Origin of the sequence: Micromonospora sp. WMMD975 (genome assembly GCF_029581215.1) — a bacterium.
Taxonomy (GTDB): domain Bacteria; phylum Actinomycetota; class Actinomycetes; order Mycobacteriales; family Micromonosporaceae; genus Micromonospora.
Genome location: NZ_CP120739.1, coordinates 3,796,797 through 3,819,297, shown reverse-complemented (window position 1 = coordinate 3,819,297; position 22,501 = coordinate 3,796,797). Strand labels below are relative to the sequence as shown.

Below are 22,501 nucleotides of genomic sequence, written 5' to 3'. Positions count from 1 at the left end.
CCGGCCGGGTGAACAGTGGACGAATCCCGGGTGCCGAGCACGTCGTGCCCTCGCGGTGCGCGTCCGTTAGGGTTCCCTCGATCGCAGACGGTGGCGTCGGAGGGCGGACGGGGTGAACAGGCTCGCGGCGGCGTACCGGCATGCGGTCGAGCGGCATCGGGCGGCGCGGCGGCACTGGGAGTCGGCCCGCGGGGCGCTGAGCGCCGCCGGCCCGGCCCCCGTCGGCAGCCCCGAGCTGGTCGCCCGGCTGGCCCGCCTGGGCGGGGAGTTGGCCGCCGCGGTGCCCGGCACGGCCCGCGTCGCGACCCACCCCGCGCCGGTACGCCTCGGCGTCGCCACCACTGTCGACGGCGCGTTCCCGGTGCTCGTGCCGGTCGGGGCCGGCGCCCACCTGGCGATCGACGCCGACGCCCGCGACCCGCGCGTCGGTGAGCTGCTGCGCGTGGTGGTGGTGCGGCTGCTCACCGCCGCCCCGGCCGGCGCGGTCCGGGTGGTCGGCGTCGACCAGGCCGCGTTCGGCGCGGCGTTCCTGCCGCTGCGCCCGCTGCACGACGCGGGGGTGCTCGGCGCGACGGCGACCACCGAGGCGGAGACGACCGCGCTGCTGGACGCCGCCGAGCGGCACGCGCGTACCGCCCAGCGGGCCGACCCGGAGGACCGGGAGTTGCTCGTGGTGGTCGTCGCGTCGGCGCCGCCGGCGCGGGAGTTGGCCCGGTTGGCCGCGCTCACCCACGCCGGCCCGGCCGCGGCGGTGTGCGTGCTGCTGGCCGGGGCACGCGGGGCGCCGCCGCTGGGTGCCACCACCCAGCTCCGGGTGACCGAGCGTTACGCCCTGGTCGGCGACCCGCCGGGGCGCCCGTTCAGCGCCGACGGCAGTGGGCTGGCCGCGCCCGTGGTGCTCGACGGCGGCCCGTCGCACGCGGCGGTGACCGCGCTGGCCCGCCGGCTCGCCGAGGCCGCCGACGACTCCTCCGGCATCACCTTCGCCGACCTGCTGCCGCCGGACCGCTGGACCGAGTCGGCCGCCGCCGGGCTGCGCACGGTGCTCGGCCGGGCGGGGCGGAAACCGGTGAGCGTGGCGTTCGACGACGCCACGCCGCACTGGCTGGTCGGCGGGCGCACCGGCGCCGGCAAGACGGTGCTGCTGCTCGACGTGCTCTACGGGCTGGCCGCCCGCTACTCCCCGGCCGAGCTGCGCCTGATGCTGCTCGACTTCAAGGAGGGCGTCAGCTTCACCGAGTTCGTGCCGACCCCGCGCGACCCGTCCTGGCTGCCGCACGCCGGGGCCGTCGGCATCGAGTCCGACCGCGAGTACGGCGTGGCGGTGCTCCGGGAGCTGCGCGCCGAGCTGACCCGCCGGGCCGAGCTGCTCAAGCGCCACGGCGTCAGCCGGCTTGCCGACGTGCCGCCGAACGCCCGGCCGCCCCGGATCGTCACCGTCGTCGACGAGTTCCAGGTGCTGTTCGCCGGCAACGACGCGCTGGCCCGGCAGGCCGTCGACCTGATCGAGGAGCTGGCCCGCAAGGGCCGCTCGTACGGCCTGCACCTGGTGCTGGCCAGCCAGAGCACCACAGGCGTCGAGGCCCTCTACGGCCGTGCCGAGGCCATCTTCGGCCAGTTCCCGCTGCGTATCGCGTTGCCCGGCGGGGACGGCGTGCTGGACCCGCGCAACGACGCCGCCCGCGGGTTGACCGTCGGCACGGCCGTGGTGAACACCGCCGCCGGCGCGCCCGGCGCGGACGTCGAGGTGCGCTTCCCCGACGCGCACGCCGCCGCGGTCGACCTGGCGGCGCTGCGCCACGAGCTGCACGCGGCCCGGCCGGAGGGGGCGCACCCGCCGGCGGTCTTCCGCGGCCACGACACGCCCCGGCTCGCCGACGACCCCGCGTGGGCGGCGCTGACCCCCGGCACCGACCCGCCGTACGCCCTGGTCGGCCGCGTGGTGGACGTCGCCGGCAGCCCGGCCGGGTTCGCCCTCGACGCCAGCCCCGGCCGGCACCTGGCCGTGGTCGGCACCGCCGCCACCGGCGCGGAGGTGCTCCGGTGCGCGGCCCTGGCACTGGCCCGGCAGCACGTCCCGGGCACCGCCCGGTTCCTCTTCGCGCCGCTGGCCCCCGGCACCACCGACCTCGCCGACGACCTCGCCATGACGTTCGCCGCCGCCGGCCACCCGGTCCGCCGGCTCGACGCCGACGCGCTGCGCGCGTACCTCGCCGAGGCGGCCGGCGACGCGCCCGACCCGGGCCGCACCTACCTGGTGGGGTTCGGGATGGACGCCGCCGCCGGCACGCTCGCGGCCACCGACCCGGGCACGTTCCGCTCCGGCCACGACGACCTGCGCGCGGTGCTGCGGCACGGCCCGGGGCGCGGCGTGCACGTGCTCGGCTGGTGGCGCGGGCTGCGCCGGCTCGCCGACGACCTCGGCGGCAGCGGGCACCGCGACGACGTGACCGGCCTGGTCGCGTTGAACGTGCCGGCCGCCGACCTGGGGCTGCACCTCGGGGTGCACGACCTCGCCTACACCCCGCGTGACGGCCGCGCCCTGCTCGTCGACCGGCACGACCACCGCACCGCCCTGATCGTGCCGTTCGCCGCCGAGAGCGACAGCCCATGAGTGCGAGGAGTGAGCTGGTTTTGCGAGCCCCGCAGTCGCGAATGAGCAGTGGTACCGCATGAGTGGGTTCGACGACTACGCGGCGCTGCTCCGGGAGTTGTCCACCCGGCAGCGGGGCGGGGAGCGGGCGGTCGCCGCCGAGGCGGAGCGCCGGCGTGACCTCCAGTCCGGCGTGGACACGGTCGGGCGGCGGCTGGCCGCCCAGGGGGAGCGCCTGGACCGGCTGGGTGAGGCGGTCGGCATGCCGATGCGGTCGGTCCCGGAGGCAGCCGGCCCGCCCGTCGGGCCTGGACCGGTGGCTGGTTCGCCTGTCGGGCCCGGGTCTGGGGCCGGTTCGCCCGTCGGGCCTGGAACGGTGGCTGGTTCGACCGTCGGGCCCGGGTCTGGGGACGGGGCGATCGGCGGCGCAGCCGCCGCGCCGGGGCGGCCGGGGGTCGGGGCGTACCCCGAGGGGAGCGGGACCGCGTCGGCGGGTGACCCGGCGGCGGAGCTGGCGTTGGCCGGGCGGCTGGCCGACGAGGCCGACCGGCACGGGCAGGAGGCGGAGGCGCTGGCCCGCCGGCCGGTGCTGCTGCCGACCTGGTCCGCGCCGGGCCGGGCGGTGGCCGTCTACGCCGGGTGCGCGCTCGTCGGGTCGCTGCTGATGCTGGTCGCGCTTGTCGGCACGCCGCTGCCGGTCTCCGGGATGGACCTGGTGGCGGCGGTGTCGTGCGCGGGCGTGCCGTTGATGTCCTTCGTGGCCGGTCAGCTCGTGCTGGGGAAGTGGGGCCGCCCGGTGCTGGCCGACGCTGAGGCCCCGGCCGGGCGCTACGTGCCGCTCGGCTTCGTGATCTGCGGGCTGGTCTCCCCGTCGCTGTTCTGCCTCTACCTGGTCCTGTTCCGCCTCCTGCGCTAAACGCCCGCCTCCTGGACAAGTCATCTCGCCTGTCGGGAACCGGAGAGATCTTGGAAGCTCCGGGCCCCTCCGGGGGCCGTTTCCTTCCAAGATCCGGGCGGCGGTGTCGATCTGTGAGTGGGGTTGTCGAGGGGTTCGTGGTGTTGAGGGTTCGGGGCGCTGTTCCAGCGGGTCAACTTCGTGATCATCTGGCCGGCCGAGCCCGTCGGATGGGCGAGTTGACCGGGTGGAACGGCACGGGTGTGCCGGGCACCCACGCCGTTCCGGACCCCGACAGGGCGGTGATCATGAAGTTGACCCCGCCAGATCGACATCGCCGCCAACCTCATGATCACGGGATCTTGGACTTGTGGTGCCGGGGAATGCGGCGTCTGTGGCTTTGTGGGGTGCCACAACTCCATGATGCGGGGTGGTCGGGCGGGGCGGCGGGAGTAGGCTGGCGCGAGCGAATGGGGAGGGCTTGTGAGCGCTGCGGAGGTCATCGCCAGGCTGGCGGCGGCGGCACAGAAGCTGGACGAGGCGAAGGCCCGCACGGCCGCCGCCGCACAGGACGCGGCCGAGGCGCGGGCGCTTGTCGCCGGCGCGCTCGAAGGCGCGACGGCGGGGCCGCTGATCGGGGTCATCGACGCGTACCGGCAGGCGCTCGCCCAGGCCGCGCAGGGCGGCGAGCCGGCCCGCCAGCACGTGCAGGAGACCATCGCCAAGGTCCAGGCGCTCGGCAACTGACCGGCCGTCACGGGTCGGTGAGGACGAGCCAGTCGTCGTCGCGTCGCGTCACCGTGACGTCCGGGGGCCAGTCGTGGCTGACGGATGTCGACGCGCGGGCCTGGTCGACCAGGGGCCGGCGGGCCAGCTTTGCCCCCTCGAAGTGGGCCCCGCCGTGGAACACGGCCCGGCCGAAGTTGGTGCCGCCCTCGAAGCGGGCGCCCTCGAACCACGCCTCCGCGCCGAACTCGGTCCAGCGGAACAACGCCAGGTCGGCGAAGCGGGTCCGGCGGAAGCCCGCGTACCCGGCGAAACCGGTGTGTTCCATGGAGAGCCCGGCCAGGAACACCGCCTCCCGGAACGTGGCGGCGCCGGCGAACGTGGCCCGGTCGAAGCTGCTCGGCTGCCGCAGCGTGGCGGCGTGGAAGGACGCCTGCCCGAAGCGCGTCCCGAGGCAGGACAGCGCCCCACCGAGGTCGGCCCGGTCGAAGCTGGCCCGGCCGGTGACCCGGGCGTCGTCGAGCACGATGTCGGCGTCGCCGGTGAGGTCGTCGCACACGAGGTCGGCGAACTCGGCGGTCAGCCGCATCCGGCCGTGCGCGACCGCGCCGGCGAAGCTTGTGACGCCGGTGCAGACCGCGCCGGTCAGGTCCAGATCGACGAGGGTGCAGCCGGCGGCGTCGAAGTCGTCCAGCCGGGCGCCGGTCAGGTCCAGCGCGGTGCCCGGCCACCAGGTGTCCCGGTCCGCCCGCAGGTGCCGGGTGAGCATCCGCTGCGCGGTGCGGCGCACCTCGGCCTCGCGCGGGTCGTCGGGCGCCGGCATCCGCAGGTACGCGCAGAGCACCGCCACGGTGGTCGGCCGCTGCCCCGGGTTGTCCTGACCGAGGCGTTCCAGGGCGTGCAGGCCGCCGAGGCGTACCGCCGGGTTGTCGCTGCCGACCAGCTCGATCGCCCGGACGTAGAGTTCGGTGAGTCGCCGCTCACCGGCGTCGTGCTCGGCGGCGGTGGCCTGGCGTTCCTGGTGCCGTGCGGCGGCCTCGGCGACCGCCTCGGCGTGCGCCTGCACCCGGTCCCGGTGCGCCTGGTCGTGGGCGGCGACGGCCTCCTGGTGCCGCTGGCCGCGTTCGCTGATCCACTGTCGACGGGCGGCGAACAGCAGCGCGAGCCCGCCGCCGGTGCCGGCGACCACGGTGAGGCCGGTGCGGATGGCGTCGACGCGCAGCGTGGCCCGGGTGTCGGGCTGGGCCGCCCGGTCGGCCTCGGTGAGCAGCCAGCCGAGCACCAGCCAGCCGAGACCGGCAGCCAGCAGCAGCCCGAGCAGCGCCAGCCACCAGGGCATCACCCGGAGCGGCTTCTCCGGCGGCGGTGGGGCGGACACGGCGCCCAGCATGCCACCCACGCGGGTCGCCGTGGGACCGGTCCTCGCCGGTGCAGACCGTCCATGTCGGCTGGCCGACCATGCGGGCGGTCGGGCCGTCGCCATGCATTAGCTTCGGTGAATTCTTTCACTGTCTCACGGAACGGTGACATGGCGGACATCTTGCGAGCGGTGGCCATGTTGGCGTGGCCACTCCTGGTGATCGTGGTGCTGGTATATCTACTGCCCGCAGCGCGTCGGCTGCTTCGCGACAGTCACTCGGTCGACGTCGAGGTCGGCGGCGCCAGGATCAGCCTTCAGACCGCCTCGGACAAGACGCGCAAGCTCATTGAAGATCTGCAAGACCGGGTGAATGAGTTGTCCGCGCTGGTGGCGGCGTCGCCGGAGCCGACAGCGGACGTGGCGGAGCCACCCGTGTCGCAGACGATCCTCTGGGTCGACGACGAGCCGGAGGCGAACGTGTACGAGCGCGCCCGGGCCGTCGACGGCGGCTACGAGGTGGTGCAGGCGACGTCGACGGAGATGGCCCTGAAGCTGATCAGTGGCACCGGGCCAACCGTCATCGTGTCGGACATGGGCCGGATGGAGAACGGTCGGTTCAACGCCACCGCAGGACTTGATCTTGTGCGCGACCTGCGCAGGCAAGGGGATCAGACGCCTGTGGTCTTCTACACCTCGCCGCGCGGAGTCGCGCGGTATCGAGCCGAGTCCGGGGCCATCGCCGGCGTCAGTTGCACCGCGTCTCCAACCGAGTTGGCACGGATTCTCCACGTCTGACCGACAGTCGTCCTCGTGGCTGTGCCGAGGTGACTCTTGATCCACTCCATTTCGGCGAAGTGGTGGGGTCGGCATGTCCCGGAAGCAGCCAGTTCGGCGAGGTGGAGTGGATCAGGTCAGGCGGCGGTGTCCGAGGTGCCGGTTTGCGCGCAGGGCGCACCAACTGGTTACCGGTGCGTAACTTTCCATTGACGGGTGTGAAATCTGACACGCATCATCGTTCCCACGATCGATCGGATCCCACCCGTCCCTCCCGGTCCCGACCGGGTGCCTCCCATCGGAGGTGCAGCCCATGCTGCTCCGAACGATCCTCGCCACGACCGCCACCGCTACCGCCGCCGCCCTGCTCGTCCCGGCCACCGCCGTCGCCCTGCTCGTCCCGGCCACCGCCGCCCACGCCGCCGAGCCCGCGTCACCGACGACCGCCAGCATCACCACCACCACCGCTGCCAGCACCACCGCCACCGGCACCACTGCCACCACCGGCACCACTGCCGCCACTGCCGCCGAACGGGCTGCCGCCGCGGCGGCCGACCCGGTCATCGTGGTCGGCGGACTGATCGGGGTCTCCATCGCGTACGAGCCGATCGCCGCCCGGCTGCGCGCCGACGGCTACCGGGTCTCGATCTACCAACTGCCGAACCTCGGCCTCGGCGACATCCGCGAGTCCGCCCGGGCGCTGTCGTCCTACGTGGACCAGGTGCGCGCCGCCACCGGGGCGAGCCGGGTCGACCTGGTCACCCACTCCGAGGGTGGGCTGGTCAGCCGCTGGTACGTGCGGAACCTCGGCGGCGCCGACCGGGTCGACCAGTACATCAGCCTGGGCAGCCCGCAGTACGGCACGTACGTCGCCAACATCCTCGCCGTCGTCGGGTTGGGCAGCTGCGCCGGCATCGTCGCCTGCCAGCAGATGACCATCGGGTCGAGCTTCCTGGCCGACCTGAACGCCGGTGACGACACCCCCGGGCCGGTCCGCTGGACCACGCTGCGCACCTGGCAGGACGAGCTGGTCCGGCCGGTCGACAACGCGGTGCTCGCCGACGGCGCGACGAACATCCTGGTGCAGGCGTGGTGCCCGCTGCGGGTCGTCGGCCACCTCGGACTGGTCCTCGACGGCACCACCTACACGGCGGTGCGGCAGACCCTCGCGGGCGCCGCGATCCGGCCCAACTGCTTCGCGATCTGAGCGGTTCCGGGGCCCGCCGCGCCGGGCGGGCCCGCCACGTCGGGCGGCCTTCCGCGCCGGGGCGGGCCCGCCGCGCCGGGCGGCCTTCCGCGCCGGGGCGGGTCCGCCGCATCGGGCGGGCCCGCGAACGCCGCGCGGTCACCCCTCGGCGCGGCCCCGGATCACGTCGGCGGCCCGCCAGGCCAGCGCCGTCACCGGCGCGCTGGTCCAGCCCGCCACCATCACCGGCAGCACCGAGGCGTCCACCACCCGCAGCCCGTCGACGCCGCGTACCCGCAGCTCGGCGTCGACCACGTCGTCGTCGTCCGCGCCCATCGCGCAGGTGCCGATCGCGTGGTAGCCGCAGTAGCCGTGCGCCACCGCCGCCTCGACGATCTCCTCGTCCGTCCGGGTCGCCAGGCCGGGCACCGTCTCCGCGTCGATCCGCTTGGCGATCGGCCCGCTGGCGAAGAACTCCCGCATCCGCCGGAACAGGTCCACCGCCACCCGCCGGTCGTGCCCGGTGGCGAGGTAGTTCGCCACGATCGACGGCGGGGTGCGCGGGTCGGCGTCGGTGACGGTGAGACTGCCCTCGCTGTCCGGCCGGGTCACCGTGCCCAGGCACATCACGCCCGGTTCCCGTTCCAGCTCCAGCGCCCGGCCCGGGCGGGGCGGGGCGGCCGAGAACGGCGCCATCAGCAGGTGGCCGTCCGGCCGGTCCAGGTCCGGCCGGGACTTCACGTGCGCCGCCACGTCGAACACCGGCAACGCCAGCGGGCCGCCGCGGGTGAGCAGCCAGCGCACCGTCGCGCGGGCTTGCCCGAGTGGGCCCGCCAGCCGGGCGTTGTGGCCGCCGGTCTCGGCGAGCCGGTACTGCAACGCGATCGACAGGTGCTCCCGCAGCCCGGCGCCCACCCGGGGCCGGTCGAGCAGCACCGGCACCCCGGCGGCACGCAGCGTCCCGGCCGGGCCGATGCCGGAGACCTGCAACAGCTGCGGGGTGGCCAGGGCGCCCGCGGCGAGGATCACCTCGCCGGCAGCCCGGTGCTCGACCTCCCGGCCGCGGTGCGCCACCCGTACGCCGACCGCCCGGCCGCCCTCGACGAGCACGCGCAGCGCGACCGCGCCGACCACGACGGTCAGGTTCGGGCGGCGACGCGCCGGGTGCAGGAACGCGTCGGCGGCGCTGACCCGGCGTCCCCTGTGGATGGTCGCGGTCGGGTAGCCGATCCGTTCGTCGTCGCCGGCGTCCAGGTCGTCCGCCGGCCGCCAGCCCAGCTCGGCGCCGGTGGCCACCATCTCCTCGGCGAGCGGGTCGGTGCCGGTGGCCACGGAGAGCCGCACCGGCCCGCCGACGCCCCGGTGCGGCGCGGGTCCCAGCGGGTGGTCCTCCACCCGCTGGAACACCTGCCGCATGACCGACCAGCCCCACCCCAGCGGTGCCAGCGCGTCCCAGTCCCGGGCCGCGCCGCGGCTCCAGATCATGCCGTTGACCGAGGTGGAACCGCCGACCATCCGGCCGCGCTGCCAGGTCTCCCGCCGGCCCGGCCCGGTCGTCGCCGGGTAGTGCCAGGCGGTACGCGGATCGTCCATCAGCCGCGCGAACGCCTTCGGCACCCGGACGAACGGGCTGCGGTCCCAGCCGCCCGCCTCCAGCAGCAGGACCCGGGTGCCCGGATCCTCGGTCAGCCGGTCGGCCAGCACGCATCCCGCCGCGCCGGCCCCGACGACGACGTAGTCGAATTCCACTGCCGTGGACCCCCAGTCACGAGAATCCTTCCGACAGTAGTTGCTCGACCACACCGCGCATAGAGGCTCAGGCCGCCTTCGCCAACGCCTCGTACTCGTCGTCGGTCAGCTCGACCTCGGCCGCCGCGACGTTCTCCTCCAGGTGCGCCACCGACGACGTACCCGGAATGGGAAGCATCACCGGCGACCGGCGCAACAGCCACGCCAGGGCGAGCTGCGCGGGGCTGGCGCCGTGCGCGGTGGAGATCTCGTCCAGCGGCCCGCCGGGTCGCGCCAGGTTGCCGGTGGCGATCGGGAACCACGGGATGAACGCCAGGTCATTGCGCTCGCAGTGGGTCAGCACGTCCTCGGCGCCGCGGTCGGCCAGGTTGTAGAGGTTCTGCACGGACACGATCGGGGTGATCTTCCGGGCCGCCTCGATCTGCTCGACCGTCACCTCGGAGAGCCCGATGTGCCGGATCTTGCCCTCCTCCTTCAGCAACGCCAACTCACCGAGCTGATCCGCGAGCGGCACCTTGGTGTCGATCCGGTGCAACTGATAGAGCGGAATCGCGTCCAGGCCCAGATGGCGCAGGCTCAGCTCGCACTGCTGGCGCAGATATTCCGGGCGCCCCACCGGCCGCCAGTCGCCCGGACCGGAGCGGGTCAGCCCGGCCTTCGTCGCGATCACCAGGTCGTCGGCGTACGGGTGCAGCGCCTCTCGGATCAGCAGCTCGCTGACGAACGGCCCGTACGAGTCGGCGGTGTCGACGAACGTGACCCCCAGCTCGTACGCGCGGCGCAGCACCCGCACCGCCTCGGCCGGGTCCTTCGGGTCGCCCCAGACACCGGGGCCGGTGAGCTGCATCGCCCCGTATCCGAGGCGGTCGACCCGCAGGTCACCGCCGATCCGGTAGCTGCCCGACCCCTTGGCCGGCTGCGTGCCTGTGGTCATCATGGTCCTCCTGCTGGTCCTCACCGGTTCGGGTCCCGACCGGAGGACATTCCCCGAAACCTGCCGCCGAAGCCTGTTCACCGCCGATGCCGCAAGACCACGAGCGCCTGGTCGTCCTCCGAGCCGGCCAGATCGTGCAGCAGCGCGTCCGCGATCGCCTCCGCCGGCTCGTCCCGCACCGCGGCAAGCGTCCGGTGCAGCGCCGCGACGCCCTCGTCGTACGGCCGGCCGCGTCGCTCCACCAGCCCGTCGGTGTACGCGACGAGCACGTCACCCGGAGCGAACGGGATCGTGGCCACGGTCATCGGCGCGTCCACCATGCCCAGCGGCAGCGCGTGGGCCGTCGGCACGGCGCGCGGCGGCTGCCCGGCCGGCAGCAGCACCGGATGCGGGTGCCCGGCCCGGGCCACCTGCGCCGTGCCGGCCACCGGGTCGACCACCGCGATCAGGCAGGTGCCCAGGAACCCGACGCCGAGCAGCTCGGTGAGGCGGAGGAACACCTCCGCCAGCGGCACCCCCAACCGGATCAGCGTGTTCAGCATGGTGCGCAGCTGGGCCATGTCGGCGGCGGCCTCGACCTGGTGCCCGACCACGTCGCCGACCACCACGGCCAGCCGGTCGCCGTCCTGCCGGACCAGGTCGTACCAGTCGCCGCCCAGGTGCAGGCCGCTCATCGCCGGTCGGTAGCGGGTGGCGACCTCCAGGCCCTTCGGCGGGGTCAGCGACGAACTGCGCAGGCGGCCGGCCAGGCGGGTCACCAGATTGTGCTCGGCGGCGGCCAGCCGGACCCGCTCCAGCGTCTGCTCGCACAGGTCGGCGACGGTGTTCAGCGACGCCAGGTCGGTGTCGCGCAGCGGGCGCTCCCGCCGCCAGCCGAAACCCAGCGCGGCGATCGGCCGGCGCTCGGCGCCGAACAGCGGCAGCGCCACGGTGGTCACCAGGCCGTGCGCGCCGACCGGGTCGGGCAGGCCGGGGAACCGGGCGGCGAACTCGGCGCGGTCCCGCAGCACGATGCGCGTCCCGTCGCGCAGCGCGCGCACGAGCGGGCGCGGGTCGTCGACGCCCAGGTCGTGGAACGCCGCGGCGAGCGTGCCCGGCACGTCGTCGTGGTACCAGAGCCGGACCCGGCGGCCCTCGTCCCGCATGGCGAGGCCGGGCAACTCCGCGCCGAACACCGTGGTGGGGGCGTCGAGGATCACCTCGATCGCCTCGGCGGTGGAGCGGGTCACGCTCAACCGGGCCGCGAACACGGCCATGGCCTGCGCCGACCCGATCAGCTCGGCCCGCTGCAACGCCTGGCTGCACAGCGCGGCCACCGCGTCGAGCAGGTTGTGCAGCGCGTCGTCGTCGGTGACCGGGTCGGCCCAACGCACCTCCAGAGCGCCGAGCGCGACACCGTCGCCGTAGCGCAGCGGCAGGCAGAGCCCCGTGGTCCGGCCGTCGGCGCCGGTCACCGGCAGCACCGCGTTGTCGCGTACCGCCCGGGCCAGCGGGGCGTCGGTGTCGAGCGGCAACGGCCCGGGCGGGGCGTCGCCACCGGTCACGTCGAGCACGGTACGGCCGGGCAGGGCGACCGCCACCCGCAGCGCGGCGGCGTCCACCACGTCCGGGGCGACGGTGGTGAGCACCTCCACGATGGCCTCCCGGCCCCGCGCCGAGCTGAGCGCCCCGGCCAGCCGGGCGAGCGCCTCCGCCCGCCGCAGCGCCCGCTGCCGGTCGCTGACGTCCCGCGTCACGGCGGCCACGAACGCGGTACGCCGGTCGCCGGTGTCCACGGTGACGGCGGCGTCCGGCCCGGCGCGGTCGGTGGACCGGCGGCGGCGCGCCCGGGCCGCCGCCAGCGCGACGCCCACCTGACCGGCGAGCAGCCCGACGAACGCACGGTGGTCGGCGTCGACCGCGCGGTGCGGGTCCAGCCCGACCACGAGCACCCCGGCCGGGGCGGCGGCGCCCGGTTCGGGCACCGGCAGCACGGCCACCACCGGCGCGTCCGCCCGACCGCCGGCAAGGTGCGGCGGCACCAGCCGGGGCGCGCCGTCGGCAAGCACCTCGGCCAGCGGCAGGTCGCCCACCGGCGGGACCTCGGCCCCGGCCGTGGCGGCCAGCCGCGGGCCGCCCGGCGTGGCCAGGTGGAGTCGGACGAACGGCATCGAGGCGGCGCCACCGAGCGTGTCGACCGCCCGCCGGGCCACCTCCTCCGGGTCGGCCGCGTCGGCGAGCGCGGCGCCCAGCGCCACGAGCAGCCGCAGCCGGCGCTCGCCCACCACCCGCGCGGTGGTCTCCGCGCCGACGCTGAGGACACCCGCCGGCCGGCCCGACTCGTCGGTCACCGGGCTGTGCGTGAAGGTGAACCAGCGGTCGCCGTCGCGCGCGTGCCGCACCCGTACGTCCGGGCTGGTGCCGGCGTCCCGGCGGGCGAGCAGCGGAACGAGCGCGTCCCAGTCACCCGGCCACGCCCGCGCCGCCGGCCGGTCCGGCGCGACCTCCCGGCCCGGGCCGAGCAACCGCCGGTACGCGTCGTTGGGCAGCGGCACCGGCCCGTCGCCCCACCACAGCACCGCCGGGCCGGGGGAGCGCAGGCAGAGCGCCAGCGCGGTACGCAGGCTCTGCGGCCAGCCCTCGATCGGTCCGAGCGGGGTGCCGGACCAGTCGTACGCCGTGATCACCGCGCCCGCGCGCCCGCCGGTGGCGGTGACGGTGTCCGGCCACCGAGGGTCGTCCGGCGGGGTGACGTTCACCCGGGACCTCCGCTCGGCCGGTGGGCGTCGGCAGTACCGGGAAACGTACCAGCGGCCCGCCGTGCCGACGATCGTCGATCCGGTTCGGAGCATGGGGACGACGGGCGGGGACGAAGCTCCCGGCACGTCGGCAACCGGGCGGGGCCGGGGCAGTTGCCGCGAGCCCGCCCGGGGGCCGGGTCCGCCGTGCGAGGCTGGGCGGGACGGTGGTCAGGAGGTGCGCATGGGCGCGACGCCCCGGCTCGACTTCGCGTTGGACACCTACGAGTGCATCGTGCTCTACCCGGGCCCGTCCGGCCGGGCGCTGCCGGAGGAGACCGTACGGCGGCTCCAGGCCGAACACCTGCGACACATGCAGGCGTTGCAGCGGCGCGGCATCGTGCTCGTCGACGGCTCGGTGGACGGCCCGGCGCGCGAACCCGACCCGCCGATCGGCTTCGGGCTGTCCCGAACCGGTTCGGTGGACGACGTACGCAGCGTCATGGAGGCCGACCCGGCGGTGCAGGCCGGGCTCTACCGGGTGGAGGTGCTCACCTTCCTCTGCGCGGCCGGGTCGCTGGACTTTCCGCTGGTCAAGACCGAGAGCTGAGGCGCCGACGCGTCGGTGCCGGCCGGGGCCGCGACGTCGGTGTCCGGCCCGCCGTCCCCGGTCGCGTCCGGCCGCCGTCCCCGATCGCGTCCGGCCCGCCGGCGCCCCGGTCCAGCCGGTTGCCCGGAGCGCACCGGGAGCACCCCGCCGGCCGGCGACGGCGAGCGGTACGATTTCCGCCGCGCGGTCGCCGATGCCCGCCACACACGACGTTCCGGTGCGGTACGCCCACCGCCCGCTCGCGCGGGTTTCGCGCGTCGTTGGACAACTGTTCCGCAGTCCGCAAGGGGTCGGTCGGCAGGCCGATCCGAAGGAGAGACTAGCCTGATGGGCGTGACACGCCGCGCGAAGATCGTCTGCACTCTCGGCCCCGCCACCTCGTCCCCGGAGCGTATCCGCGGGCTCGTCGAGGCCGGCATGAACGTGGCGAGGCTCAACTTCAGCCACGGCAGTCACGCCGACCACGAGTCGGTCTACCGGATGGTCCGCGAGGCCGCCGAGGCGGCCGGTGCGCCGGTCGCCGTGCTCGCCGACCTCCAGGGCCCCAAGATCCGCCTCGGCCGCTTCGCCGACGGGCCGCACGAGTGGCGCACCGGCGACTCCGTGACGATCACCGGCGACGAGATCGTCGGCACCAAGGAGCGGGTCTCCTGCACCTACCGCAAGCTGCCGCAGGAGGTGAAGCCGGGCGACCGGCTGCTGATCGACGACGGCCGGGTCGCGGTCGAGGTCAGCGACGTCACCGGCAACGACATCCGTTGCCTGGTCACCGAGGGCGGCCCGGTCTCCAACAACAAGGGCGTCTCGCTGCCGAACGTGGCGGTCAGCGTCCCGGCCATGTCCGACAAGGACGCCGAGGACCTGCGTTTCGCCCTCGGCCTCGGCGTCGACCTGGTCGCGCTCTCCTTCGTCCGCTCGCCGGAGGACATCAAGCTCGTCCACGCGATCATGGACGAGGAGGGCGTCCGCCGCCCGGTCCTGGCCAAGGTCGAGAAGCCGGAGGCGGTCGACCACCTGGAGGCGATCGTGCTCGCCTTCGACGGCGTCATGGTCGCCCGCGGCGACCTCGGCGTCGAGCTGCCGCTGGACCAGGTCCCGCTGGTGCAGAAGCGCGCCGTGCAGCTCTGCCGGGAGAACGCCAAGCCGGTCATCGTGGCCACCCAGATGCTCGACTCCATGATCGAGAATTCGCGACCGACCCGCGCCGAGGCCTCCGACGTGGCGAACGCGGTGCTCGACGGCGCGGACGCGGTGATGCTCTCCGGCGAGACGAGCGTCGGCAAGTACCCGGTGCTCACCGTCAGCACCATGGCCAAGATCATCACCACCACCGAGGCCGGCTCCATCGCCGTCCCCCGGCTCCAGCACGACCCGCGTACGCACGGCGGCGCGCTCACCGTCGCCGCGTCGTCGATCGCCCGCGCCATCGGCGCCAAGGCCATGGTGGCGTTCTCGCAGACCGGCGACACCGTGAAGCGGCTCAGCCGGCTGCACTGCGACCTGCCGCTGCTGGCTTTCACCCCGGTCCCGGAGGTGCGCCACCAGCTCGCGCTCTGCTGGGGTGTGGAGACGTTCCTGATGCCGTTCGTGCAGCACACCGACGACATGTTCCGACAGGTCGACCAGGCGCTCCTCGGCCTCGACCGGGCCAACCCGGGCGACTACGTGGTGATCGTGGCCGGCAGCCCGCCCGGCACCCCCGGCTCCACCAACACGCTGCGCGTACACCAGCTCGGTTCGCTCGTCGACGCCGCGTCGGCGCGCGCGCTCCAGTGAGCCCGCTCGGCGGGCCCCGCGGTCGCGAACGAAGGCCAACCAGTGAGTGACGCTCCGGCGGCGACCGGGCAGGCCGCCGTCGACCAGCTCCTCGAGGTGCTGGACCTGGCGCCGACCGGCGACATGACCTTCCGCGGGATGAGCCCGCCGGTGGGCCCGCAGCGGGTCTACGGCGGGCAGGTCGCCGGGCAGGCGCTGGTGGCGGCCGGCCGCACGGTCGACCCGGAGCGGGCCGTGCACTCGCTGCACGGCTACTTCGTGCGGCCCGGCGACCCGGCCGAGCCGATCGACTACCAGGTGGAGAACGTCCGGGACGGCCGCTCCTTCTCGGTGCGCCGCTCGGTGGCGTTGCAGCACGACAAGCCGATCTTCTTCATGTCGGCCTCGTTCCAGCGGCGGGAGGAGGGGCTGGACCACCACGCCCCGGTCCCGCCCGACGTGCCCGGCCCGGACGACGTACCGACCATGGCCGACCGGCTCTCCCGCTACCCGGAGCGGCTCGGCATCTGGGGTCAGATCCCGCGTCCGATCGACGTCCGCTACGTCGGCGAGCCCGGCTGGGTCCGCCCCGGCGACCGTCCCGCCGAGCCGCACCAGCGGGTCTGGATGCGCATCGACGGCAAGCTTCCCGACGATCCGCTGCTGCACGCGTGCGCGCTGACGTACGCCTCCGACCTGACGCTGCTGGACTCGGTGCTGTCGGTCCACGGCGAGGTGTGGGGGCCCGGTGGCGTGGTCGGCGCGAGCCTGGACCACGCGCTCTGGTTCCACCGGTCGTTCCGGGCCGACGAGTGGTTCCTCTACGACTGCTGGAGCCCGTCCGCCTCGGGTGCCCGGGGCCTGGCCACCGGCCGGATGTTCACCACAAAGGGCAACCACATCGCCAGCGCCGTCCAGGAGGGCCTGCTGCGCCGCGTCGGCGCCTGAGGTGCAAGGCGGGGCCCCCTCTTAACGCCTCCGGTAGAGGCGGGGCCCCTTTTTAACACGTACGGCGGCGGCCGGGTCCCGCTCGACGTCCGGTCGCGGGTCGGGGGACCGGTCGGCTGAGCAGGCGACTAACCTTGCCGGCATGCGTCTCTCCGCCCGGGTCGACTATGCCCTCCGTGCGGCTGCCGAGCTGGCCTCGGTCGCCGAGGGCACGACCTCCGGGCGGAGCCGGCCGGTGACCGCCGAACAGATCGCCCGGTCACAGGACATCCCGCCGAAGTTTCTTGAGAGCATCCTGCTCCAACTGCGCCGGGGCGGCGTCGTGCACGCCCAGCGTGGCCCCGAGGGCGGCTACTGGCTGGCCCGCCCGGCCGCGGAGATATCCCTGGCCGAGGTGATCCGGGTGATCGACGGGCCGCTCGCGCACGTCCGCGGGCAACGCCCGGAGCAGCTCGGCTACCAGGGCGCGGCCCGCGCCTTGCAGGACGTGTGGATCGCGTTGCGGGCCAGTGAGCGGGAGATTCTGGAGCTGGTCACCATCGCCGACGTGGCCGCCGGGCAGCTGCCGGGCCGGGTGAACGAGCTGGCCGCCGACCCGCGCGCCTGGAGCTGACGACTCTCCGACGGGCCGTCCGGCGCGTCTCACCAACCGGATGGGGGACTTGACCGAGGACGCCTCCGTGCCGCATTGTCGACCAAGTCGATAGGAGATGCCGAAAAGTCAGGGGGCGCTCGTGCGCAAGCTGTTGGTCCTCGCCCTCGTCGGGCTCGCCGCGCAACTGGTCGACGGCGCGCTCGGCATGGCCTACGGGTTGACCTCCTCGACCCTGCTCCTCTTCGCCGGTGTCGCGCCGGCCGCCGCGTCCGCCTCGGTGCACCTCGCCGAGATCGGCACCACGCTCGCCGCCGGCGTGGCCCATTGGCGCTTCGGCAACGTCGACTGGAAGGTGGTCGCCCGGATCGCGCTGCCCGGCGCGCTCGGCGCGTTCGCCGGGGCCACGTTCCTCAGCTCCATCTCCACCGAGTCGGCCGCCCCGTGGATGGCCGCGATCCTGTTCACCCTCGGCGCGTACCTGCTGGTCCGTTTCTCCCGGCCGCTGCGGGCCAACCGCGCCGCCGGCCGGCTGCGCAGTCGCTTCCTCGCCCCGCTCGGCCTGGTCGCCGGCTTCGTCGACGCCACCGGCGGCGGCGGATGGGGTCCGGTCGCCACCCCGGCCCTGCTGGTCTCCGGGCGGATGGAACCCCGCAAGGTCATCGGCTCGGTGGACACCTCCGAGTTCGTGGTCGCCGGCGCGGCCAGCCTCGGCTTCCTGATCGGCCTCGGGTCCGACGGCTTCCTGCTGCCCACCGTGGCCGCGCTCCTGATCGGCGGCCTGATCGCGGCGCCGATCGCGGCCTGGCTGGTCCGCATCGTGCCGGCCCAGGTGCTCGGCGCCGTCATCGGCGGCGTGATCGTGCTGACCAACGCCCGTACCCTGCTGCGCGCCGGCGACCTCGGCGGCCCGGTGCCGGCCCTGGTCTACGCCGTGCTCGGCGCGGGCTGGCTGGCCGCCGTGGTGCTGGCGGTGCGGGCCCTGCGCCGCGTCCGCCGGGCACGGGCCACGGTCGAGGCGGCGCTCGCCGCCACTCCGGCCGACGCCGTCGTGTCCGACGCCGCGGGGTCCGACACCGTCGTCCCGGGGTCCGCCGCGGGCGCGGCGCCGATTGCCGAGGCGGCGGATCCGGCGGTCGCGGCGGTGGATCCGGCGGTCGAGGCCGCTCCGGCCGTTGCCGCCGCCGCCCCGGCCGTCGAGGCCGAGCCGTCCCGGCGGCTTGCCGCCGCCGTCGAGGGCTGAGTCTCCACCGGTACGGACGAGCCGCGGGCCGCTCCGGTCCGGCTCCCCGCCAGGCGTCGCCCACCCTGGGCGTGTGTCCACGCCATCGCGCGCTCGCCGACGCCGCAGGCGTGAGCCGACGCCGGGGGTGTTAACCGGGGGCCCTTCCTCTACCGAAAACGTTAACAAGGGCCCCCGCCTTAACCCCCTGCTTGTGGGGCGTGGGGTGGTGTCTTAGGCTGGCGGGGCACGGGAGCTAATTACATGCGTCGATGTCTGACGTTCCGTCGCGTCAACGCGCGTGCACACTTCCCGCCGGCCCGGGCAGGCCGGCGTCGCCGCGTGCCTGACCTTCGCGAAAGGCAACCCCGTGCACCACACCACCTCACGCCGGATCGCACTGCTCGCCGCGGTCTCGGCGGCCACCCTGACGGCGGGCGCGCTCACCACCATGACGGCCTCGGCCGCGGCCGCCGCCTGCCGGGTCGACTACCGGGTCACCAACCAGTGGGGCGGCGGCTTCGGCGCCGACGTCACCGTGACCAACCTCGGCGATCCGGTCAACGGCTGGACGCTCGGTTGGAGCTTCGCCAACGGTCAGCAGGTCGTCCAGGCTTGGAACGCCACGGTCAGCCAGTCCGGCGCCCAGGTCACCGCCCGCGACGCCGGTTACAACGCCACGATCGGCACCGGTGGCACCGCCAACTTCGGCTTCAACGGCTCGTGGAACAACGCCTCCAACCCGGCCCCGACCACGTTCACGCTCAACGGCACCACCTGCACCGGCGCGCCCCCGACCGCGACGCCGACGACGTCCGGTCCGACGACTCCGCCACCCACCACGCCGCCACCGACCGAACCGCCGCCCACCACCACGCCGCCGCCCACCACCCCGCCGGCCGGCGCCAAGCAGATGGAGAAACTCGACCGTGGGCTGGTGAGTGTCCGCTCCGGCAGCGGGAACCTGGTGTCCTGGCGACTGCTCGGCACCGAGACCTCGGGTGTGTCGTTCAACCTCTACCGGGGCGGCACGAAGGTCAACGGCAGTCCGATCACCGGCGCCACCAGCTACCTGGACAACGGTGCGTCCGCCGGGTCCGCGTACACCGTGCGGGCTGTGGTGAACGGCGCCGAGCAGGCGGCGTCCGCCCCGGCGTTGCAGTTCGCCAACGGCTACCTGGACGTCCCGATCCAGGCCCCGCCGGGCGGCACCACGCCGAGCGGCGAGTCCTACAGTTACTCCGCCAACGACGCCAGCGTCGGCGACCTCGACGGCGACGGCCGCTACGAGTTCGTGCTCAAGTGGGACCCGTCGAACGCCAAGGACAACTCGCAGTCCGGCTACACCGGCAACGTCTACGTCGACGCGTACACCCTCACCGGCACGCGGCTGTGGCGCATCGACCTGGGCCGCAACATCCGCGCCGGGGCCCACTACACCCAGTTCCAGGTGTACGACTACGACGGCGACGGCGACGCCGAGGTGGCCATGAAGACCGCCGACGGCTCCCGCTCCGGCACCGGCCAGGTGATCGGCTCCTCCTCGGCCGACTACCGCAACTCCAGCGGCTACGTGCTCGCCGGCCCGGAATACCTGACCATGTTCGACGGCCGCACCGGCGCGGCGCTGTCCACGGTCAACTACGACCCGCCGCGCGGCACCGTCTCGTCCTGGGGCGACTCGTACGGCAACCGGGTCGACCGGTTCCTCGCCGGCACCGCCTACCTGGACGGCCAGCGCCCGTCACTGATCATGGCGCGTGGCTACTACACCCGGGCGGTGATCGCCGCGTGGGACTTCCGCAACGGGTCGCTGACCAAGCGCTGGACGTTCGACTCCAACTCCTCCGGCAACGGCGCCGCCGCCGGCCAGGGCAACCACCAGCTCTCCGTGGCCGACGTGGACAACGACGGCCGCCAGGAGATCGTGTACGGGGCGGCCACCATCGACGACAACGGCCGGTTGCTCTACTCCACCGGCAACGGGCACGGCGACGCGCTGCACGTCGGCGACCTCGATCCGTCCCGTTCCGGCCTGGAGGTCTTCAAGGTGGACGAGGACGGCAGCAAGCCCAGCTCGTGGATGTCCGACGCGCGTACCGGCCAGATCCTCTGGCAGACGTCGCCGAACGGCGACAACGGCCGTGGCGTCTCCGGTGACGTCTGGGCCGGCAGCCCGGGCGCGGAGTCCTGGTCGTCGGCGGCGGACGGCCTGCTCAACACCCGCGGGCAGAACGTCGGCCGCAAGCCGTCCTCGGCGAACTTCCTGATCTGGTGGGACGGTGACCCGGTCCGCGAGCTGCTCGACGCCACCAAGATCGACAAGTATGGCACCGGCGGCGAGACCCGGCTGCTCACCGGCAGCAATGTCGCGTCCAACAACGGCACCAAGTCCACCCCGGCGCTCTCCGGCGACATCCTCGGCGACTGGCGCGAGGAGGTGGTGTGGCGCACCTCCGACAGCTCAGCGCTGCGCATCTACAGCACGCCCGTCACCACGGGCCTGCGCCTGCCGACCCTGATGCACGACCCGCAGTATCGGGTGGCCGTCGCCTGGCAGAACACCGCCTACAACCAGCCGCCGCACCCGAGTTTCTTCCTCGGTGACGGCATGAGCACGCCTGCCGCGCCGAACATCTACCTGCGCTGAGGCGAAAAAGGCACCGGGTCGCCGGCCGCGGAATCCGCTCCGCCGGCGACCCGGTGCACCACACCGCAGCATTCCCGACCCGTCCCGACCGGGAATGCCGTACCACCACCGAGGACTAAGTTATGCGCCCCACGCGACGCTGCGGTGACGTGGCTATGAAGAGCGTGTTTCAGCCGTCCCGGCGCAGGCCGCCGGCGACCTTCTCGGCGATCAACTCGTACGAGCGGACCCGGTCGGCCACGTCGTAGACCATCGCGGTCAGCATCAACTCGTCCGCGCCGGTGCGCTCCAGCAACTCCCCGAGCTGCCGGGCCACCGTCTCCGGTGAACCGGTCGCCTGGCCGTCGCGGCGCTGCGCCACGAACTCCCGCTCCAGCTCCGAGTACGGGTAGGCCGCCGCCTCCTCCGGCGTCACCAGCGGCTCCGGCCGCCCCGAGCGCAGCTTCAGGAACGACAACCCGGCCGGCCCGGCCAGCCACTCCGCCCGCTCGTCGGTCTCCGCGCACACCGCGTTCACCGCCACCATCGCGTACGGCCGATCCAGCCACCGCGACGGCCGGAAGTGCTGCCGGTAGAGCCGCAACGCCGGGATCGTGTGCTGCGAGCTGAAGTGGTGCGCGAAGGAGAACGGCAACCCGAGCAGGCCGGCGAGCTGGGCGCTGAACCCGCTCGACCCGAGCAGCCACACCTGCGGCGACTGCCCCCGCCCCGGCGTCGCCGTGATCGGACCGGGCTCCTCGCCGCTGAAGTAGTTCATCAGGTCGGCCAGCTCACGCGGGAAGTGCTCGGCGGACAGGCCCTCCATGGTGCGGCGCAGCGCCAACGCGGTCACCTGGTCGGTGCCGGGCGCCCGCCCGATGCCCAGGTCGATCCGGCCCGGGTGCAGCGCGTCCAGGGTGCCGAACTGCTCCGCCACCACCAGCGGCGCGTGGTTGGGCAGCATCACCCCACCGGAACCCAACCGGATCGTGGTGGTGTTGGCGGCCAGGTGCGCCAGCAGCACCGCCGGCGCCGAACTGGCGATCGCCGGCATGTTGTGGTGCTCGGCCACCCAGAACCGGCGGTAGCCCAGCTCCTCGGTGCGCCGGGCCAGCTCGGTGGTGTGCCGCAGCGCCTCACCGGCACTGCCGGTCGCGGCCACCGGGGCAAGGTCAAGAACAGACATCGGTACGTCGATCACGCCCTGGTGCAACCCGCCACCTGCCGGAATTGTTCCGTCGGGTGGGTCAGCCCATACCCCGGGCCTGCTCGAAGATGAGGCTGGTCTGGGTGTGCTGGACCGCCGGATCCACCGCCAGATGGTCGAGCACGAAGTCCCGCAGCGCGTCCCCGGACGCCGCCCGCACGTGCAACACGTAGTCCTCCGCGCCCGCCACGTGGAACACCGACACCACCCCCGGCAGCCGCACCGACCGGGCCCGGAACGCGTCCACCGCGGCCCGTTCGTGCGCGGTCAGCCGCACCGACACCAGCGCCTGCAACGGCAGCCCCACCGCCGCCGGATCCACGTCGGCGTGGAACCCGCGGATCGCCCCGCACTCACGCAAGGCCCGGGTCCGGGTCAGGCACGTCGACGGGGCCACCCCCACCCGCTCGGCGAGCGCGTTGTTCGGCAGCCGGCCGTCCGCGGTCAGCTCGGTCAGGATCGCGCGGTCCACGTCGTCCAGCCCGGAGAACTGCCGTACATCATTCGGTGCGAGAGGCATGCCGCCATCCTCCACCGAAGATGCGTACGGCGAAAGCATGATCACCAGAATCTTGTTCGTTTCTCTTGCCCTTCGGTGTGAGGA

Annotated in this window: 17 protein-coding genes; 11 read left to right on the top strand and 6 right to left on the bottom strand. The window is 74.2% G+C overall.

The window, feature by feature from the left end:
* The first annotated feature begins 112 nt into the window (after positions 1-112).
* From O7613_RS16435 to O7613_RS16425, 3 genes are all read left to right on the top strand, one after another.
* Positions 113-2,614 (top strand): FtsK/SpoIIIE domain-containing protein, encoded by a 2,502-nt coding sequence (locus O7613_RS16435; RefSeq protein WP_281587520.1) that lies wholly within the window; start codon positions 113-115, stop codon positions 2,612-2,614.
* Between the two features lie 58 nt (positions 2,615-2,672).
* Entirely contained in the window at positions 2,673-3,509 is an 837-nt protein-coding gene (locus O7613_RS16430; protein ID WP_282289232.1) for a hypothetical protein, read from the top strand.
* Positions 3,510-3,971: 462 nt separating this feature from the next.
* A complete protein-coding gene (locus O7613_RS16425) occupies positions 3,972-4,235 on the top strand; it encodes a DUF6244 family protein (RefSeq protein WP_089157165.1) in 264 nt (87 codons plus the stop codon).
* 7 nt (positions 4,236-4,242) lie between these two features.
* On the opposite strand, the gene O7613_RS16420 is transcribed toward O7613_RS16425, so the two are convergent.
* On the bottom strand, positions 4,243-5,592 hold the full coding sequence (locus O7613_RS16420; protein ID WP_282289231.1) for a pentapeptide repeat-containing protein: 1,350 nt from the start codon (positions 5,590-5,592) through the stop codon (positions 4,243-4,245).
* A gap of 150 nt (positions 5,593-5,742) precedes the next feature.
* Between O7613_RS16420 and O7613_RS16415 the strand changes: the two genes are divergently transcribed.
* Both O7613_RS16415 and O7613_RS16410 read left to right on the top strand, forming a co-directional pair.
* A complete protein-coding gene (locus tag O7613_RS16415) occupies positions 5,743-6,369 on the top strand; it encodes a response regulator (protein WP_282289230.1) in 627 nt (208 codons plus the stop codon).
* 292 nt (positions 6,370-6,661) lie between these two features.
* A complete protein-coding gene (locus tag O7613_RS16410) occupies positions 6,662-7,555 on the top strand; it encodes an alpha/beta fold hydrolase (protein WP_282289229.1) in 894 nt (297 codons plus the stop codon).
* A gap of 138 nt (positions 7,556-7,693) precedes the next feature.
* Here O7613_RS16410 and O7613_RS16405 read toward each other — a convergent pair whose 3' ends face one another.
* From O7613_RS16405 to O7613_RS16395, 3 genes are all read right to left on the bottom strand, one after another.
* Positions 7,694-9,283 (bottom strand): GMC family oxidoreductase N-terminal domain-containing protein, encoded by a 1,590-nt coding sequence (locus O7613_RS16405; protein ID WP_282289228.1) that lies wholly within the window; start codon positions 9,281-9,283, stop codon positions 7,694-7,696.
* Between the two features lie 67 nt (positions 9,284-9,350).
* Positions 9,351-10,217, bottom strand: a complete 867-nt coding sequence (locus tag O7613_RS16400; RefSeq protein WP_282289227.1) for an aldo/keto reductase — start codon at positions 10,215-10,217, stop codon at positions 9,351-9,353.
* Between the two features lie 77 nt (positions 10,218-10,294).
* Complete coding sequence (locus O7613_RS16395; protein WP_282289226.1) at positions 10,295-12,955, bottom strand: SpoIIE family protein phosphatase; 2,661 nt, start codon at positions 12,953-12,955, stop codon at positions 10,295-10,297.
* 223 nt (positions 12,956-13,178) lie between these two features.
* Here O7613_RS16395 and O7613_RS16390 point away from each other — a divergent pair, with 223 nt between their 5' ends.
* From O7613_RS16390 to O7613_RS16365, 6 genes are all read left to right on the top strand, one after another.
* Entirely contained in the window at positions 13,179-13,544 is a 366-nt protein-coding gene (locus O7613_RS16390; RefSeq protein ID WP_281587528.1) for a YciI family protein, read from the top strand.
* Positions 13,545-13,871: 327 nt separating this feature from the next.
* Entirely contained in the window at positions 13,872-15,320 is a 1,449-nt protein-coding gene (gene pyk / locus O7613_RS16385) for a pyruvate kinase (protein ID WP_281587529.1), read from the top strand.
* Positions 15,321-15,362: 42 nt separating this feature from the next.
* A complete protein-coding gene (locus O7613_RS16380) occupies positions 15,363-16,247 on the top strand; it encodes an acyl-CoA thioesterase II (RefSeq protein WP_282289225.1) in 885 nt (294 codons plus the stop codon).
* 142 nt (positions 16,248-16,389) lie between these two features.
* Positions 16,390-16,860: an Rrf2 family transcriptional regulator gene (locus O7613_RS16375; protein WP_281587531.1), complete on the top strand. Its 471-nt coding sequence runs from the start codon at positions 16,390-16,392 to the stop codon at positions 16,858-16,860.
* A gap of 121 nt (positions 16,861-16,981) precedes the next feature.
* Complete coding sequence (locus O7613_RS16370; RefSeq protein ID WP_281587532.1) at positions 16,982-18,082, top strand: sulfite exporter TauE/SafE family protein; 1,101 nt, start codon at positions 16,982-16,984, stop codon at positions 18,080-18,082.
* Positions 18,083-18,431: 349 nt separating this feature from the next.
* A complete protein-coding gene (locus O7613_RS16365) occupies positions 18,432-20,711 on the top strand; it encodes a cellulose binding domain-containing protein (protein ID WP_282294553.1) in 2,280 nt (759 codons plus the stop codon).
* A 169-nt stretch (positions 20,712-20,880) separates the two neighbouring features.
* On the opposite strand, the gene O7613_RS16360 is transcribed toward O7613_RS16365, so the two are convergent.
* Together O7613_RS16360 and O7613_RS16355 are read right to left on the bottom strand one after the other, a co-directional pair.
* A complete protein-coding gene (locus O7613_RS16360) occupies positions 20,881-21,876 on the bottom strand; it encodes an LLM class flavin-dependent oxidoreductase (RefSeq protein ID WP_282289224.1) in 996 nt (331 codons plus the stop codon).
* A gap of 61 nt (positions 21,877-21,937) precedes the next feature.
* On the bottom strand, positions 21,938-22,417 hold the full coding sequence (locus O7613_RS16355; protein ID WP_281587534.1) for an Lrp/AsnC family transcriptional regulator: 480 nt from the start codon (positions 22,415-22,417) through the stop codon (positions 21,938-21,940).
* Positions 22,418-22,501: the final 84 nt, after the last annotated feature.

Bases quoted from the DNA above. Each gene is read 5' to 3' on its own strand.
- O7613_RS16430 (WP_282289232.1), top strand. From the start codon at position 2,673: ATGAGTGGGTTCGACGACTACGCGGCGCTGCTCCGGGAGTTGTCCACC.
- O7613_RS16415 (WP_282289230.1), top strand. From the start codon at position 5,743: ATGGCGGACATCTTGCGAGCGGTGGCCATGTTGGCGTGGCCACTCCTG.
- O7613_RS16410 (WP_282289229.1), top strand. From the start codon at position 6,662: ATGCTGCTCCGAACGATCCTCGCCACGACCGCCACCGCTACCGCCGCC.
- O7613_RS16400 (WP_282289227.1), bottom strand. From the start codon at position 10,217: ATGACCACAGGCACGCAGCCGGCCAAGGGGTCGGGCAGCTACCGGATC.
- O7613_RS16390 (WP_281587528.1), top strand. From the start codon at position 13,179: ATGGGCGCGACGCCCCGGCTCGACTTCGCGTTGGACACCTACGAGTGC.
- pyk (WP_281587529.1), top strand. From the start codon at position 13,872: ATGGGCGTGACACGCCGCGCGAAGATCGTCTGCACTCTCGGCCCCGCC.
- O7613_RS16375 (WP_281587531.1), top strand. From the start codon at position 16,390: ATGCGTCTCTCCGCCCGGGTCGACTATGCCCTCCGTGCGGCTGCCGAG.
- O7613_RS16360 (WP_282289224.1), bottom strand. From the start codon at position 21,876: ATGTCTGTTCTTGACCTTGCCCCGGTGGCCGCGACCGGCAGTGCCGGT.
- O7613_RS16355 (WP_281587534.1), bottom strand. From the start codon at position 22,417: ATGCCTCTCGCACCGAATGATGTACGGCAGTTCTCCGGGCTGGACGAC.